The organism is Kibdelosporangium persicum, from assembly GCF_013280595.1.
GTDB classification, from domain to species: Bacteria; Actinomycetota; Actinomycetes; order Mycobacteriales; family Pseudonocardiaceae; genus Kibdelosporangium; species Kibdelosporangium persicum.
This window is the reverse complement of record NZ_JAAATY010000050.1, coordinates 13,939-29,152: the sequence shown is the minus strand read 5'-3', so window position 1 is coordinate 29,152 and position 15,214 is coordinate 13,939. Positions and strand designations below refer to the sequence as shown.

The 15,214-nt window shown below is 66.3% G+C and carries 16 protein-coding genes and 1 pseudogene; 13 read left to right on the top strand and 4 right to left on the bottom strand.

The features are described from left to right. The first annotated feature begins 771 nt into the window (after positions 1-771). From GC106_RS44425 to GC106_RS44415, 3 genes are read left to right on the top strand one after another with little or no spacing between them, the layout of a single operon-like run. Positions 772-1,107, top strand: a complete 336-nt coding sequence (locus GC106_RS44425) for a hypothetical protein (RefSeq protein ID WP_173142235.1) — start codon at positions 772-774, stop codon at positions 1,105-1,107. Positions 1,108-1,146: 39 nt separating this feature from the next. After that, complete coding sequence (locus GC106_RS44420) at positions 1,147-1,884, top strand: ESX secretion-associated protein EspG (RefSeq protein ID WP_173142234.1); 738 nt, start codon at positions 1,147-1,149, stop codon at positions 1,882-1,884. Beyond that, positions 1,811-2,131, top strand: coding sequence for a hypothetical protein (locus GC106_RS44415; RefSeq protein ID WP_173142233.1), 321 nt, complete (start codon positions 1,811-1,813; stop codon positions 2,129-2,131). Before GC106_RS44420 ends, GC106_RS44415 begins: the two co-directional genes overlap by 74 nt. A 131-nt stretch (positions 2,132-2,262) precedes the next feature. On the opposite strand, the gene GC106_RS44410 is transcribed toward GC106_RS44415, so the two are convergent. Beyond that, complete coding sequence (locus GC106_RS44410; protein ID WP_173142232.1) at positions 2,263-2,427, bottom strand: hypothetical protein; 165 nt, start codon at positions 2,425-2,427, stop codon at positions 2,263-2,265. 799 nt (positions 2,428-3,226) lie between these two features. Here GC106_RS44410 and GC106_RS44405 point away from each other — a divergent pair. The 9 genes from GC106_RS44405 (at position 3,227) to GC106_RS44365 (ending at position 12,924) form a co-directional block, all read left to right on the top strand. Further along, positions 3,227-3,766, top strand: coding sequence for a hypothetical protein (locus GC106_RS44405; protein WP_173142231.1), 540 nt, complete (start codon positions 3,227-3,229; stop codon positions 3,764-3,766). Next, positions 3,750-4,079, top strand: coding sequence for a hypothetical protein (locus tag GC106_RS44400; protein ID WP_173142230.1), 330 nt, complete (start codon positions 3,750-3,752; stop codon positions 4,077-4,079). Before GC106_RS44405 ends, GC106_RS44400 begins: the two co-directional genes overlap by 17 nt. A gap of 675 nt (positions 4,080-4,754) precedes the next feature. Beyond that, positions 4,755-5,816: a replication-relaxation family protein gene (locus GC106_RS44395; protein ID WP_246368224.1), complete on the top strand. Its 1,062-nt coding sequence runs from the start codon at positions 4,755-4,757 to the stop codon at positions 5,814-5,816. A gap of 589 nt (positions 5,817-6,405) precedes the next feature. Continuing rightward, complete coding sequence (locus tag GC106_RS44390; RefSeq protein ID WP_173142229.1) at positions 6,406-6,729, top strand: hypothetical protein; 324 nt, start codon at positions 6,406-6,408, stop codon at positions 6,727-6,729. Beyond that, positions 6,726-8,717 (top strand): recombinase family protein, encoded by a 1,992-nt coding sequence (locus tag GC106_RS44385; RefSeq protein ID WP_217281734.1) that lies wholly within the window; start codon positions 6,726-6,728, stop codon positions 8,715-8,717. The genes GC106_RS44390 and GC106_RS44385 overlap by 4 nt, the downstream gene beginning before the upstream one ends. A gap of 234 nt (positions 8,718-8,951) precedes the next feature. Next, on the top strand, positions 8,952-9,770 hold the full coding sequence (locus GC106_RS44380) for a hypothetical protein (protein WP_246368223.1): 819 nt from the start codon (positions 8,952-8,954) through the stop codon (positions 9,768-9,770). Between the two features lie 261 nt (positions 9,771-10,031). Further along, complete coding sequence (locus GC106_RS44375; RefSeq protein WP_173142228.1) at positions 10,032-10,955, top strand: ABC-three component system protein; 924 nt, start codon at positions 10,032-10,034, stop codon at positions 10,953-10,955. After that, positions 10,952-11,200, top strand: a complete 249-nt coding sequence (locus GC106_RS44370; RefSeq protein WP_173142227.1) for an ABC-three component system middle component 6 — start codon at positions 10,952-10,954, stop codon at positions 11,198-11,200. The genes GC106_RS44375 and GC106_RS44370 overlap by 4 nt, the downstream gene beginning before the upstream one ends. Then, positions 11,197-12,924 (top strand): DUF2326 domain-containing protein, encoded by a 1,728-nt coding sequence (locus GC106_RS44365; RefSeq protein ID WP_173142226.1) that lies wholly within the window; start codon positions 11,197-11,199, stop codon positions 12,922-12,924. Before GC106_RS44370 ends, GC106_RS44365 begins: the two co-directional genes overlap by 4 nt. A gap of 743 nt (positions 12,925-13,667) precedes the next feature. Here the strand turns inward: GC106_RS44365 and GC106_RS44360 are convergent. After that, positions 13,668-13,823 carry a hypothetical protein gene (locus GC106_RS44360; protein WP_173142225.1) on the bottom strand — a complete coding sequence of 52 codons (156 nt, stop codon included), beginning with the start codon at positions 13,821-13,823 and terminating at the stop codon, positions 13,668-13,670. Between the two features lie 315 nt (positions 13,824-14,138). Next, positions 14,139-14,660 carry an HAD family hydrolase gene (locus GC106_RS44355; RefSeq protein ID WP_246368221.1) on the bottom strand — a complete coding sequence of 174 codons (522 nt, stop codon included), beginning with the start codon at positions 14,658-14,660 and terminating at the stop codon, positions 14,139-14,141. Between GC106_RS44355 and GC106_RS44350 the strand changes: the two genes are divergently transcribed. Then, positions 14,577-14,837 carry a helix-turn-helix domain-containing protein gene (locus GC106_RS44350; protein WP_312873395.1) on the top strand — a complete coding sequence of 87 codons (261 nt, stop codon included), beginning with the start codon at positions 14,577-14,579 and terminating at the stop codon, positions 14,835-14,837. The genes GC106_RS44355 and GC106_RS44350 overlap by 84 nt on opposite strands. Before the next feature lie 107 nt (positions 14,838-14,944). On the opposite strand, the pseudogene GC106_RS44340 reads toward GC106_RS44350, so the two are convergent. Then, positions 14,945-15,208: pseudogene (locus tag GC106_RS44340) on the bottom strand (transposase family protein); the annotation flags it as partial. Between the last annotated feature and the right edge of the window lie 6 nt (positions 15,209-15,214).

Below are 15,214 nucleotides of genomic sequence, written 5' to 3'. Positions count from 1 at the left end.
CGGCGTGGCAGGGCGACTCGGCGGGTGCGGCGCAGCGAGGCGCTGGACCGTTGGCGGTAGCGCACGCGCAAGCGGCTCCGGAGATCGACACGGCGCAGGATCTGTCGATGCGGCAGGTGGGGTCGTTCGGCGACGCGAAGAGCGCGGTGCGGCCGGTTCCGCCGGAGCCGACGAGGCCGGATCCGTGGATGATGGTGTTCGCGCCAGACGTGTCGGCGACGTATGCCCAGCAGGTGGCCGCCTATAACGCGGTGTCGCAACACAACGTGGATGTGATGAGCGGTTATGACAACGCCAGCTCATACAACACCAGTCGATTGCCGAGTACATACGGCACGCTGATGGCGGACAACGCCAGCGTGAGCGTTGGCTCGCAGACCAGCGGCCCGGTCAATCCTCCACCACCTCCGCCGCCGACTAACGGTGGCGGCGGGCCGTCGCGGACTGGCGGTACGGGAACTGGCGCAGGTACGCAGCAGGCTGCCAACCAGTCCGGGCCTGGTTCCGGGGATGACAGTGGCGGTCCGGTGCCTGTGTCGGGCGGCGGTCCGGGTGGGCCTTCACAGCCTGGTCTGGGCAGCGCGCTGCCGCCGCAGCAGGGAACTGATCCCGGCAGCTTCCAACCGCCGACGGGCGGTTCAGGCGGCCCCGGCAGTGGGCCGTTGCCCCCGGGAAGCGTTCCGGTCCCGGGCGGGCACGGCGGTGGCGGTCCCAGTGTTGGTGTGATCGGCCCGGTGGGCGGGCTTGGCCCCGGTGTTGGCGGAGGGGCCGGTGCTGGAGTTGGCCCGGGTCCTGGCGCTGGTGTGGGTGGACGTCCGGGTAGCGGTGGCGTGCCAGGTGGTGGTGCAGGTGCCGAGGGTGGGCGTGCCGGTGGTGGACGCGGTGCTGTTGGCCCGATCGGCGGCAACCTGCCCGGTGAAGGCGTTGCCGCTCGTGGCGCTGGCGCGGTGGGCGCTCGGGGTGGCCCGGGTGGGATGCCTCTTGGTGGGGCTGGCGTGGGCAGGGGCCGTGGTGGTGAGGACGAAGAGCACGAGCGAGCGTCATTCCTGCAGGAGCCTGATCCGGAAGCGACGTTCGGGACTGACGAGCGGACCGCGCCTCCGGTAATTCAATAGATCTGGGCGGCTACACGGGAAAGAGGGTGGGGTGGTGGTGCTGCCGAACGCGGCGCGGCTGCCGTTGGATGCGTTGGTGCGTCTGGTGCGGCAGGAACGTATCGGCGAGTTGCCCGAGGTGTTGGCGCCGGCCGCGGTGTGGCGGCCGCGTGATGAGGTGGACGCCGCGCAGGCTCGCGCTTACGACGAGGCGGGGCGGGTGGGTTGGGTCGATCGTCGTGGGCGGCTGGATGTTGACGTGGTCGAGTCGCTGTCGGTGGTGTGCCGGGCGGGTGTGGAGTATTACGGCTGGATCGCCTCCCACGGGACCGGCAGGCTAGGGGTGTTGGCGGCGGCGACCGGCCGCGAGGCGATTCTCGCGGTGCGGGACCGTGACGAGGTGTGGTTGCGGCGCGCACAGCCGAAGAAGCTGGCTGAGGCGCTGGTCGCGCAACTGCCCGAAGTCCACCCGGGCGCCGGTACTCCCGTGTCGGTTCCGGTGGACGAGTTGCGGGCAGCTGCGGCGTGGCAGGAGCAGAAGCCCGGCGCGGTGAGTGTCCAGCCGGTTCCGCGCGCCGACTTGCGGCAGGTGTTGCGCGTCATCGCGCTGCCCACATCCGGAAGCGGCGAGTTGTGGGTGGCCGAGACGGCGAGACGCCGACCGAGACCGGCTGCAGCGCTCTCTCGCCGATCTCGCCCGCAGGCAGACCAACCTCATGCGTCAAGCCCAGGACTGCGAACCGGACGATCCCTTCGCGCAACGGCTGCGGCAGACCTACAACGACCTTGAAACCGAACGCCGCGCCACTCTCGCCGCGCTGGCCGACCTGGACGCCGCCGAGGGCGACGCGTCCGCCCGGCCCACCGCGCAGGACGCCGGACTGCTGGACACCCTGCCCTACCTCACCGACAACCTGAGCAAGGCACCCGAACAGCTACTGCGGGGCCTGTTCGACACCACCCATCTCGCCATCCGCCTGCACCCCGACAGCAACGACATCACCATCACCATCCGGCTCCCAGGACCGAACGTCTGATATTCACACTGAGAGGGCCGCCGATCGCATCCGATGCAAACTCGCGGCTCCGTGAGGGCTGCTCCACCTCTCGTCTGGGTCGGTCTCGATCCGGAACACGGGCAGCGCCCTCAAGGCGGTCCGAGCAGAGGTCAGATCTCGATTTCCCCGGTGAGCCAGCGCACGAAGCGGTCGGCGTGCTGGATGTAAGTGGTCTTGGTGGTGGGTTTGCGGTCGGAGGCGTTCACGAGTTCGCAGTAGCGCTCGAACTCTTGGCGTATGTAGTCGACGACCTGGCGATCACGAAGCGTGCCCATCTATCAATCATGATGTATTGATTGTTCGCTTTCCAGCTTGTGGTGATCGGCTGCTGTCGGGGACGCGCAAGCGGGCGTGCTTGTCACCATCATCGCGGGGGCGGTGGCCGTATTCACCTGGCTCGGTTGGAATCCGTGAAACCGATTCCGGTAGGCGAAAACACGGACCGATGTGTCCGTCTTTGTCGGGATATCCGCTTCGGAGGCCGTTCAGCCTGAGGTCCGCCCGAGGCACTCGGAAACGAGCGGCGCGCCGCACCGCGGGCATACTTCAGTGCGCTTGAGCGCAGCCTCGTCCTCCGCCGTTCCCGGTCGGGTGTGCACCACGCTGGACTCGGGCACTTGGTGCTGGCGCACCCTCTGAGCCACGGGTTGCGACGTCCAGCCGACGTAGTGCGTCGTAGGTTGGATATGGCCACGGTCGGCCTGGGCCACCTTGGTGGGTTGATCAAAGTGCAGAACGTACACGGTGCCCGGCCGGTCCGTGGGCACGTGTTGACCCCGGTACGCGACCGAGCAGGCCCACTCAGCGGCGCTGCTCGGATCGAACTGCTGGCCACATACCTGGCAACGCTTCAGTGCCGTCATGGCCCGGAGACTACGGCGCGCCACCGACAACGTGGCTGGGGCCATGTCCCACTGTCGTCAGCACTCGCGACACTTGAAATGCCGACTGCGCCAGTGTCGGAAGTAGCGCCCAAGACAGGGCATGGCCGCCATCACCTGGTTGGCCTGTCAACGTTGGCAGCCCATCGTGCCGAAGTCAGATACAGACCTTGGCTCAGACAGGAGGAAGGACATGGCGCTGCGGCTCGCACTCGGCAACTACAGACCGGCGAAGCAACCGGACCCGCTCGGCCGCGACTACATCGGCTACTTCCCCCGGATGACCGAGGCGGAGGCGTGGCAGGCTGGCCGCGGGGTATGGCCGCTGGACCAGAAGGTGGTCGCCCGCGAGCGGTTCACGCTGATCACCGGACAAGGCGTGGTCCGTGCCATCGCAGAGATCGGGGGCTTGAGCGTCCACGGCGACAAGAAGGCGGTGGAGGGCCGTCTGCTCGCGCCGGGCCATCCCATGTACGACGCGTACTTCAACCGGCCCGACCCGCTGGCCAACGCCTCCCGCAACAGCGTCACCTACGGCGACCTGCCCGAGGAGGAGCCGTTCCGACTGCGGCCCTGCGGCTGCGGGTGCGGCCAGGACGTCGAACGGGCCTTCGTGCCCGGTCACGAGCTGCGCGCCATCCAGTCCCGGGTGCGTGAGCACTTCGGCGGCGACGTGCTCGCGTTCGTCACCTGGGTCGACAAACAGTTGCCCGACGGTGGCACGGCCGCCTGATGCGCTGGCCGCGCTGGCTGGGACCACGGCGCCCGGCGTCCCGTACACCGCCTACGGGCACGGCCGAATCCTAGCTGTGGCGCTCAAATCCAAGCAGCGCACGCAGTTGCGGGCTTGCGTTGAGAAGGAGCCGAGGGCGTGGGGCTTTTTCGTCCGCGACGCCGACCTGCTGCCCTGGACGTTCTACTCCCCGGACCTTGACTACGCCGCCATGTTCGCACCGATAGCCCACCAGCTTCACCTCACCATGGAGGTGTTCGCCGAGAAGTTCCCTGCTTGGGGCAAGGATTGGAGCGTGCCCGTGGAGTGGTGACAGCGGCCCACGAGGCACGGATCACGTGGCGCACCTTGCCAGACTCACCGCGCCACGCGGCTACCGTCGTGAACATCACCAACCAGCGTGTACAGGAGTTCAGGCTGGACTGCGGTAACGGCCTGGTCACGGTTCGCCGGGGTAGTGTCCAAAATCGACCGAAAAATCGGCCTTCAGTAGTGCAGGGGTTTCCGGCACGATGGAAGGGGCGGTCGATCATGGTCAGCGTTCGCCAAGGATCGACAGAGTGTGGCGGCGTCACCCGCAGGCACGCACTTTGGTCACGATTCGATAACTGCCTTGGATTTTGGGGCCGAAATCCGGAGTTCAGGGGTGCCGGGATCTCCTGGCTCCTCCGGGTGGAAGGCGGTGGTGGTCATGGTGGACGGTGCTGACCGCGCTGGTGGCCGTGACGTAGTAGCTGCGGATGGGTCGGCGTCTGGCACCGCGTCTGGGTTGGCGCAGCCTCGGCGTTCTGAATCCGCCAGCCCAAACGCCGAAGCTGCCTCTCTTGAAACCGCTGGTCAGCGGTGGTATCGGCGGGAGCGAACGGAAGGGCGACTGAGGAGTAATCCTCACCAATCCACACATCGTCATCCGCCCGGCCGGCGGGTTGGCGAGCCGGACTCGTCGCTGTGGTTCCGCCTGGTCGACCGGGACCGGCGACTGCTGGCGTTGCTGACCGAGCACAAGGTGCTCACGACTAACCAGATCGCGGCGATCGAGTTCACGTCCGTGCGGCGTGCGCAGGACCGGCTGCGGCGGCTGCGTGAGTTGGGTGTGGTGTTCGCGTTCCGCGAGTCGTATCTGCGTGGCGGGACGAGCCAGACGCGGTACGCGCTGGGCTATCTGGGCGCCCGGTTGATCGCGGCGCAGCGCGCGGAGAAGCCGCCCGCGCCGAAGGTGTACACCGAGCGTCTGGAACGGCTCGCGTTGTGGCCCACGCTGGATCACCAGCTCGGCGTCAATGACTTCTTCTGTGCTCTGGCCGCGTACCGCAACCCTGCTCGGCTGCGGGAGTTGGGTCGCGAGGGGGAGGTGAGTGGGTTGACGCACTGGTGGTCGGAGAAGCGGTGCACGGAGTTCTTCGTGAAGTATCAGGGCGGCGGGCCTGATATCCGGTTGCGTCCGGATGGCTATGGCTGCTGGGAGGAATCCGGCCGCGCGGTGCGGTTCTTCCTCGAACACGACACCGGCAGCGAATCCCTCACGAAAGTCACGGGCAAGATCGCCGACTACACCGCCTTTCCGACCGACGCCTTCGGCATCCTGCTGTTCTCGGTGCACTCCACGAGGCGGGAGATCGCCCTGCGGGCGGCGCTGCGCCGTAACCTCGCCGGCTATGACCCCGGCGTGGTGATCGCGACAGCGGCCCGCGACCACGGCCACGCCGACGGCCCGGCCGCGCCGATCTGGGGTATGTGGACGCACCACAGCGGCGACACCGTGCCCCGTCGGTACCGATTGGCCGAGCTGCCAGTCCGCGGCCCCTCTATCGAACACCGCGCCACCAACACCCTTCAGCCGTTCAGCGAGGCGGCGTTCGACCCGAACGACCGGGAGATGCTGCGCCGCATCGACACACCGCCCGAGCCACCGGCCTCGGCAGGCTACCCGGACGACGATCACGACCTCGACGACGTGACTCTCTACGACGACACCGAGGACGACGTGTACCGCGCGCCGGTAGCCCCGGCGTGGCCGAACACCCAGCAGCCACGGCGCTGGGCCGCCTGACTTTCCTGTCTACGCACAGGACTTCCTCACCCACGCCCGCAAACCCCTGGAGAGGTGAACGACGATGACGTGATCCGCCGGAGCGACACCGACGACGGCCGCCAGGGTTCATTGACCCTCGCCCGTGGTCGTTGCACAGCACGGAAATCTGGACCCGCGTGTGCGTCGAGCTGTCCACCGTGGTCTCGCTGCGACGAGACCACACCGAGACACCAACCCGAGACCACGAGACACCCGGCGAGACGACCGAGACACGCAGTCTCGCCCCGTGTCTCGCCAGTCTCGACAGCAGTCTCGGGTGGATAGTGATGGGGTCCAGTCAACCGGTGATCGCTGGCCTCGATGGGTGCTACGGCAGTCGGGGAGTCGAAGCGGCACGGGTTGCGCAGCGTTGACGCCGCCCAGCCTGGAATCGCGCGTGACGGCGCGGCCATCACCCCTGATCACGGACCATCCACTCGGGAGGGGTCACAGGGGTGCTGGTGACCACGGGCTGGCGGGTCTGGCTGATCGACGGTTGCCCTGTGACCGCGACAGCGCCCGCGACCTCCCGCTATGAGCGGGCTCGCGGGGTAGGCGGAGGTACCCCATGAACCCCCACGACAACACCCCGGACACCCCAGACGATGACCGGGACGCGGTAGTGATTCCACTCACGCGAAAAGCCTTTGATGGCACAGAGAACCTGCCCGAAACCGGCTCTGGCCAGCAGGTTTGGTGGTATGATCAGAAACGCAAACGTCGTGGTGACCGCACGTATTCCGGTCATGTCAACCACAGTCACGGCGGGGAAGCCGAACGGTTGCGCGGCGAACTCGCTGACGTGATCCGTGATCTTCTGGACTGGGCTGCTCAACAACACACCGGTGATCACTCCGGTGATAAATCCACTGAGGATGGTGAAGCTGCATGACACCCGACCGCCCGCCCGATGAGGTGACGGTCAACCCACCCGCACCCGCGTTGACCCGACGGGCCGCGTCGCTGTCGGCGACCGTGCCGGTGTCCGGCCCGTCCGGCCTGTCGGACTATGCCGTGTCGCCGTTGGGCATGCCGGTAGCGTTGCTGCGCGACGAGGTACGAGTAGCGTTCCTTGGTCGTACGTCCACAGAGGACCAACAGGACCCGCGGCAATCCTTGTTGCGGCAACTCGGGAATTCCAAGACCGCTATTCCCGAGTCGTGGGTGATCGTGGTGCACTTCTACGACGTCGAGTCCGGGCGCCTGGAAGTGGAGGAACGCGGGCAGGGCAGCGATTACGAGCGGTTCGACATCCCGATCGCCCGTGACGGCGGGATCGCCGACCTGCTGGCCGAAGCAGCGCATCCCGGCCGCCGGTTCGACGTGGTGATCTGCGAATCCGTCTCCCGGGTCGCCCGCCGCACCTACGAAGGGCTGTCCATTGAGCGTGAACTAGAGCGCGCCGAGGTGCCGCTGTTCGCCGCCAACGAACCCATCACCCTGACCGGCAGCCGGGCACAGCGGATCCTGCAGCGACGGATCAACCAGTCCGTGGCCGAGTACGAAGTGCTCAATACCCTGGAGCAGTCCTGGGGTGGCCTGTGCACGCACGTGCGGGAGGGCTGGAATATCGGCAAACCGCCCTACGGGTACAAGGCGAAAACCTTCCGCCATCCCAACCCGACCAAGGCCGCCAAGGGACAGACCAAGACGCGCCTGGAGCCGGACAGCGTGCGTGGCGAGACGGTCACGCAGATCGCGCTGTGGCGCTACCACGAAGGACTCGGCTACGACACCATCGCCGAACGTCTCAACGCCGACCCATCCAAGTACCCGCCCCCCGAACCGCCCGGCAAGAAACGGGCGCGCGGGGCGTGGGGCAAGACCAGCGTCTACGAGGTGCTCAAGAACCCGAAGTACACCGGCTACCAGGTATTCAACCGCCGCGCCTCCCGCTCCCGGCACGGCAAGGTCAACGACCCGGTGAAGTGGGTGTGGTCCACCGAACCCGCGCACGAGCCGCTGATCCCCAAGTGGATGTACGACGAGATGACCGCCCGCCGCCAAGCCAAGCGCGGTTCGCGCGACGGCAACGACCAGAACACCCACCCCGAGACTCGGCGGACCTACGTGCTGCGCGGCATGGTGTTCTGCGAGTGCGGGCGGCGGATGTTCGGCAACCACCGCCACAACGCCGCCTACTACATGTGCTGGCCGCGCAACAACAACCGCGGGCGGCCCGACAAGTACGCCGGCCACCCCAAGGCGGTCTACATCAGGGAAGATGCCGTGCTGGACGCGGTGTCCCGGTTCTTCGCCGACCGGGTCTTCGGCCCCCACCGCCACGAGATCCTGGCAGCCGACGTGGCCGGGATCGACGACCGAGCCACCCGCGAACGGCACGCCGAGCGGGAACGGCTACAACGAGTGATCGCCGACGTGGCGAGGCGACAGAACTCGATCCTCCGGCAAGCCCAGGACGGCGACCCCGACGACCCGTTCACCAAGGCCCTGCGCGGCACCTACAACGACCTGGACGCCGAGAAAGCCGCCGCGCTCGCGGCCATCGCCCAGCTCGACGCGGCCGACGAAACCGAGCCCGGCCGCCCCAGCACGGCGGACATGGACCTGCTGGACGCGCTGCCCTACCTGGCGCTCAACCTCGCCGAGGCGCCCGAGCCGCTACTCCGGAAGCTGTTCGAGATCACCCAACTCGCCGTCCACCTGCACGACGACAGCGACCACGTCACCATCACCATTAAGCTGCCAGCAGACCAACTACCCGACATCGCTGATGCAGCAGAGAGGATCACCAACACCGTGATCACTACACAAGAAACGCCTGCTCAGACGGCAGACGCGGCTTGTGTAGATGCTGTACGTGCCCCCGGACCGGCTCGTGCAGGATGCACACGGATCCGCGATCCGCTCAGCCGGTAGGGGTGGCTCGTTCAGGTAGCACACGGCGGACGGTAAAACCGCTGGTCATTGAGGCGCGTGTGCCTCTGGTCATGGAGCGCCGCAAGCAGGTGGATGAGCCGTGATCCACTTCGAGCGAAGGTCCCAGTTCTCAGCAGGGACTACAGGCGGTCTCGCGCCTGACCAGTCGTTTTCCGGCGGCATGCCGGTGATTGAAGGCAACTGCCAGGCCGACAATCTCGGTGGCGATATCTGATGGTCACCCGAGAGCACAGTTCGGCGCTCCAGTCACCGACCGACGCAATTACCATCGTCCGGTCTGTCACCGTGATCATGGGCACGGTCGTCGGACTCACGTTTCTGTTCGGCTTCGGCAATGTCCTCAACCTCGCTCTTCGCCTCGGCGTGCCAGTCTGGGTGGCGCCACTCGTCGCGCCGGCGGTCGACTTGTCCATCCTTGGTCTTCTGCTGGGGATTAGGCACCTAGCTCTTACTGGCGCTTGCCCGGACGTGCTTCGCCCGGCCCGCCGGTTGCTGATCTTTGCGAGCGTGGTCGCGCTGGCATTGAACGTGGCTGACCCACTCATTGCGTGCGAGTACGGGAACGCGGCGTTCGATGCAGTGGGTCCACTGCTTTTGATCGGCTGGGCCGAGGTAGGCCCTGGGTTCCTGCAGGCGATCGCTGCAGCCAAGTCGTCAATGAAGGATGTCGGCGCTGCGGTCGGCGCCGACCAGATCATTCCAATTGAGCCGGAAGCGCCCGAGAGCAGTTCCGAGCGGAGTCCTGCCGAGCAGCACGAGTTCAGTGTGCAGGAGCGTCAGCGGCGGAGCGGGAAGAATTCGCCGGAGACGTTGTTGGCGAAGGCTAGGCAGGAGGATGCGGCGCATCGCGCACGTCACCAGAGGCCGATATCGGCTGAGACGTTGCGCGTTCGCTTGGGTATTGGCGCGGTGAGCGCCCGACAATTGGTTAGGATCGTTCGCTCGGAGTTCGAAGGCGCCGTCGCGGAAACGCCGATTTGCGAGGACCCCGGCCAACAGACCCCAAGGGGTGAAACGGAGATTGTGGCCTGATGAAGCAGCCCAGCGCAGGGACCACGGCATCAGAAGGTACCGCGATCAGCAATGAGGCGCTAACGACTCATGTAGACCGAGCACGGCAGACGGTGACGGTTCTGTCGGATGCGGGCGTAACGGTCTGTGAACGCGGTTCGATCATCTGAACAACGCGGCCTCGCCGAGTCGCGAGGTTCGAGACTGCTCGGGCTGGCAGAATCGGCGCTGATCAGGTTGGCAGTCAGCGCCGGATGGGCTCGACGGGGAGGATGTGGTTGCGTGGACCGGCTCGCGTCCTTCTGGTTCGGCTGGCAGGCTGAGCTGGCGCTGCACAAGCACAAGGCGACCGCCTTCCAGGACTACTTCAACGACGTGATGGAAGCCGTGTACGGCGTCGACTTCATCCGGGTACGACCTGCCGGGAATGTCGGTGACCGCAAGTGCGACGGCTACCTACAGTCGACCGACACGGTGTTCCAGGTCTACGGGCCGACCACGGTCAAGTTGGCGTCGTGGTTGAACAAGATCGACAAGGACTTCGCCGGTGCGAAGGCCCAGTGGTCCACGATGCGATCATGGACCTTCGTGCACAACCAGCACGATGGCCTGCCCGCCGACGTGACTCAGGCACTGCTGAAGCTCAAGACCGACCACCCCAACCTGACTATCGAGCAGTGGCCGCCTACTCATCTGCTGGAACTGACCGCGGACCTGCCGGAGGACAAGCTCGTGCGGTTGTTCGGACACCCGCCACTGGACCGGGAGATGCGTGTCCTGGACCGCAGCGACATCGCTGAGGCCGTCGCCGGCCTGGCGTTGCAGAGCGCGTCCTGGATGGCCGACGCCGTTGACCTGCCCGTCGTTGACCCCCGCAAGCTGGACTACAACCAGCTCTCGGATTACCCGCGCCGGCTGATCACCGCCGGGATCGCCCAGGCTGGCATGGTGGAGGGCTACTTCGACAACAACCCTGACCCCACCCTGCGCGACCGAGCTGGGATGCTGATGAAGGTCGAATGGCTCAACCTCCAGCGCAACGGCGCGACTGGAGATGAGGCGTTCCACGCCCTTTACGACCGCGTGGCGACCAATGCCGAAGGATCGCGAGAGGCCACGGCCTCGCTCGCGTTGCTGGCGTACCTGTTCGAGTCCTGCGACATCTTCGACAATCCGCCCGCCGACTGGACGGGGACGGCGGCATGATCACCCCGACCAAGGGCGTGCGGCCCGAGCGGTCCCTGCTCTACCTCGGCGGGCAGATCCTCGCCGACCTCGACGAGCCCACCACCGTCAGCGCAGCCTGGGAAGCACTGGCCCGCCGCCGCGAGCGCGAAGGGCAGGAAGCCACCATCACCTTCGACTGGTTCGTCCTCGCCCTCGACTTGTTGCGGGCCATGGGCACCATTCGGCTGCGCGACGGCCTGCTCGTCAAGGCGGCCAAGCGGTGATCCACGACGTCACCAGCAGCCTGCCCAAGTTCAAGACCTTGCGGTTCACCCAGGGCCTGAACATCGTGCTCGCCGATCGCACCGATAAGTCCACCCTCACCGACACCCGCAACGGCAGTGGCAAGAGCAGCCTGATCGAAATCCTGCACCACCTGCTCGGCGGCAAGGCCGACCCCAAGAGCATGTTCCGGCAGCCGCCCTTGGACGAGCACTGGTTCGCCATGACCTTCGATCTCGCCGGTCAGCGGGTTCGGGTGCAGCGAGAAGGCGCCACCCCAGGCAAGGTCACCGTCACGACGTTCACCGACGATGGAGCGGTGACGGACGAGGAGACCATCTCCAACGAACAGTGGAAGCGCAGGCTCGCCGCGGAGGTCTTCGGCCTGACCGAGGAAGGTGACTGGGCACCCTCGTTCCGGTCGTGCATCAGCTACTTCCTGCGCAGGCAGTCCGCAGGTGGATTCCAAACCCCTACCAAGCACTTCAATCAGCAGATGACCTGGGACATCCAGGTCAACCTGTCGTTGCTGCTCGGCTTGGACGTCGAGTTGGCCCGCGCGTGGCAGCGGCTGCGGGAGCGCGAACGACAGATGGAGACGCTCCGCAAGGCCGCCCAGGGCGGAGCCTTCGGCGAGATCGTCGGCAACTCCGGTGAGCTGGCCAGTGAGCTCGCCGTGGCCGAGGACGAGCTGAACAGGCTGGCTGCGTCCATTGCGGACTTCACCGTCATCCCGACGTATGCCACTGTCGAGGCCGAGGTGACCCGCCTCGGCCAGCGGATCCGCGCGCTGAACAACCAGATCATCTCCGACCGCGAATACCTCGCACAGCTGCAGAACAACCTCGACGAGGTGCACACCACCCGACCCGCTGGGCTCGCCGAGCTCTATGCCGCCGCCGACGTTCAACTTCCCCAAGTCGCGCTGGCCGCCTACGACGACGTGCAGGCGTTCCACGACTCCGTCATCGCCAATCGACGCCAGTATCTTGACGCGGAGATCCGCCGCATCACCAACGATCTGGCCACCAACACCGCCGAACGCGACCGTCTGGCCGAACAGCGCTCCGGCGGGTTGCGTCTACTCGCCAGTGGCGGCGCCGTCGAAACCCTGCTCGAACTGCAACGAGATGTCGCCAAACGCCAGGTACGCGTCGAACAGCTCCGCAACCGCTACAACAACGCCGTCGCGCTCGAATCGCAGCAAGGCGAACTCCGGGTCGAACGCCAACGGCTCGCCGCCGCCCTGACCCGCGACCTTGCCGAACGCCAACAGGTGCTGCGTCCGGCGTTTGTGATCTTCGAGCGCCTGTCGCAACGTCTCTACGCCGACCAGCAACACGGCCGCCTGGTCATCAACGCCACTGACAACGGTCCCGAGATCAGCGCCACGATTCCCCGCGGTCGCAGCAAAGGCATCACCAACATGCAGGTGTACTGCTTCGACCTCGACCTGATCACTCTGTGGTCCCGTAAGGAACGAGGCCCGGGCTTCCTCGTTCACGACAGCCACCTGTTCGACGGCGTCGACGAACGCCAACGAGCCTCAGCTCTCCAGTTGGGTGCCGAGTACGCTGCCGCTGAAGGATTCCAGTACATCGTCACCCTCAACAGCGACGAGACTCCGAAGGAACTGCCCGACGGACGCGTGATCGAAGACTTTGTCCTCCCCGAACGGCTTACCGATCACGGCGAGGATGGTGGCCTGTTCGGCCTGCGGTTCTGACAGTCATAGTGGCGTTGAGCCGGTGACCTCGGTGAATCGGCCAGCACGCGTCGTACCAACAAGGTCGCAGACCTGAACCGGCGCATCGCCGACCTCATCGCCATGCGCGACGCACTGGAACAGTTGGTCGCCACCTGCGACAAGCCCCGAGAGCTACGGGACTGCCCGATCCTCGGAGAGATCGCTCGTCGACCATGAGATCAGGCACGGACGTGACTTGGATGCGGAGAACCCGGGCGGTTGCCTGGCCGCGGTGGCGGTGCACGCCGCCGCAGATGATCACCCCGTGAGTTGCGTCAACGGGTGCTTCAGCGATGAGTCTGGGCCAGCCGGACCACACCGCGCTCGCCATTTCAGGTCGCGGTGAACCCGTTGTGCAGAAACAGATTGCCCTCGACGCGCAGCCCGTCCGCCAGCAGGGAGGGCAGACTGCATCCGGTCATTCTCAGCCAGGGCAGATGCACTTGGCGGAACTGTGTGCTCTGGTCGACTGCACACCTCAATGGTCGAGATCGCCCCGCCATCCCAGCAGCGCTTCCGCAACACCCTGGCACGCGCCAGATGGTCAGGACCTGCCCAACTGCATCCTTCACGGGCAGGTGGCTACACATCCTCGCCGGGGCGAGCGGTGTCGACCAACGCCAGCTCGTTCACCAGTGAGATTGGGCAACATGCCGACTCACGGCACCGAGGCCGCATGGGTGTCAGCCACACTGGATATGGCGCCGTACATACACAGTTCGCTACACGACACTCTCGACAACGGCAGGTCCAGGAATGCCGTATCTCAGGTCGGCAATCTGCCGTACACGCTTCGTCCGGTAAAGCACGAACGCGATGGGCCGGTCAGTCAGATGAGAGAGCATGACCGGCGCGATCTGGAAGTAGTAGCTGATCACCTGGGTCTTGGTAAGCCCCGGCTCGGGGCACAGGACCTTCTCCCGATTCGACACAGTGAGGCGTCGCCCGCCGACCTGGACGGTGACCGCTGCGGCGCTGGCGGATGGGCCCGCCGGGGCGGTGGACGCTCTGGTGTGGATCGCGGTGCCATGGCCTCGAACACGTCGCGGTCATCGCGCAGTCCACGCCAACTGTTGCGCCCTCACCCTCACCGACGCCCGCGCCGACTGATCGAGATCGACGGCGACGAGTCCGTCGTTCGCACCGCCTTCGCCGCCTGACAGGGCCGCTCCGTCAGTCACGTGGAAGTGCCGCTATCGGTGGGTGTGGCGGGCGATGAGCTGGGTGGCGACGTCGATGTCGGTCGCGGTCAGAGTGGGTGCGTTGGCGGCAGGCAGAGGGCGCCGGTGATCGCGAGATATGAAGGCCGTGGCGAGGCCAGCAGCCGCGGCGCCGGTGATGTCCCAGCCGTGGGCGGCGATCAGGATCGCGTCCGATGGGATGACCTGTTCGGCTTTGAGGACGAGTTGGTAGGGCTCGGGTGCGGGCTTGAGCCGGCCCGCCTTGTCAGCGGAGTAGACCGCGTCGATCAGCGGTCGTAGGCCGGCGTTGTGCAGTTGGTCTTCGGCGACGGCGGCGACGGAGTTGGTCAGGGTGACTACACGGAAGCCGGCGGCGCGTAGCCGGGCGATCGCGTCGTGCACCTCGGAGTGTGCGGGTAGCCGGCGCAGGCGGTCACCGAGTTCGCGTTGGTGCTCGCCGCCGACCCGATGGACAGCGAGCGAGCGTGTTCCTCGTTCAGCATGCCGGTGGCGAAATCGACCAAGACGCACCATTGGCGTGCGTTGCGGGAGGCCGGTCTGATCACGCAGCGCGACGCGGGCAACGGCACTTTCGTCCGCCTGCGCCGGACCGAGCTCGAGCAGCGCTTCCCCGGCTTGCTCGCCACCCTGACCGCCCTGACCCGCCAACCTCAGACCTGCTCCGCAGCCACGTCACAGCATGCTGATTGAGGATCCTCAGAGCAATTCGAGCCTGCCATCGATGGTGAGGACTTGGCTGGTGAGCCACCTGGACCCGGGATCGGCCAGACGCAGCAGCCAGGTCGCCACCTCAGGGCATCGGTATCGATAGCGACCTGCAGATTGGTCGAAATTCTTCGACCGCTCGGCGACCCGATGATCGCGAGTGGACACCAATGTCGTCGACATCGCGACCGGATCGATGCGCCGTCGGCGGACCGGCGCCAGCGCCAATAGCAGGCCCAGCGAGCCGCCACGCGATGCGCCGCGGAATGCGAGACGCCGAACAGCCGGCCGATCTGCCGCATCGTCACGTTCGTCCGTCAATAGGTCAGCAGCACCCGGTCGGCCAGGACCAGCCGTCACGG

What these genes read in the sequence shown, in the direction of transcription:
- GC106_RS44355 (WP_246368221.1), bottom strand. Translation starts at nt 14,660, where the DNA reads ATGGTGCGTCTTGGTCGATTTCGCCACCGGCATGCTGAACGAGGAACA.
- GC106_RS44385 (WP_217281734.1), top strand. Translation starts at nt 6,726, where the DNA reads ATGACACCCGACCGCCCGCCCGATGAGGTGACGGTCAACCCACCCGCA.
- GC106_RS44390 (WP_173142229.1), top strand. Translation starts at nt 6,406, where the DNA reads ATGAACCCCCACGACAACACCCCGGACACCCCAGACGATGACCGGGAC.
- GC106_RS44410 (WP_173142232.1), bottom strand. Translation starts at nt 2,427, where the DNA reads ATGGGCACGCTTCGTGATCGCCAGGTCGTCGACTACATACGCCAAGAG.
- GC106_RS44415 (WP_173142233.1), top strand. Translation starts at nt 1,811, where the DNA reads ATGCGTCAAGCCCAGGACTGCGAACCGGACGATCCCTTCGCGCAACGG.
- GC106_RS44370 (WP_173142227.1), top strand. Translation starts at nt 10,952, where the DNA reads ATGATCACCCCGACCAAGGGCGTGCGGCCCGAGCGGTCCCTGCTCTAC.
- GC106_RS44380 (WP_246368223.1), top strand. Translation starts at nt 8,952, where the DNA reads ATGGTCACCCGAGAGCACAGTTCGGCGCTCCAGTCACCGACCGACGCA.
- GC106_RS44405 (WP_173142231.1), top strand. Translation starts at nt 3,227, where the DNA reads ATGGCGCTGCGGCTCGCACTCGGCAACTACAGACCGGCGAAGCAACCG.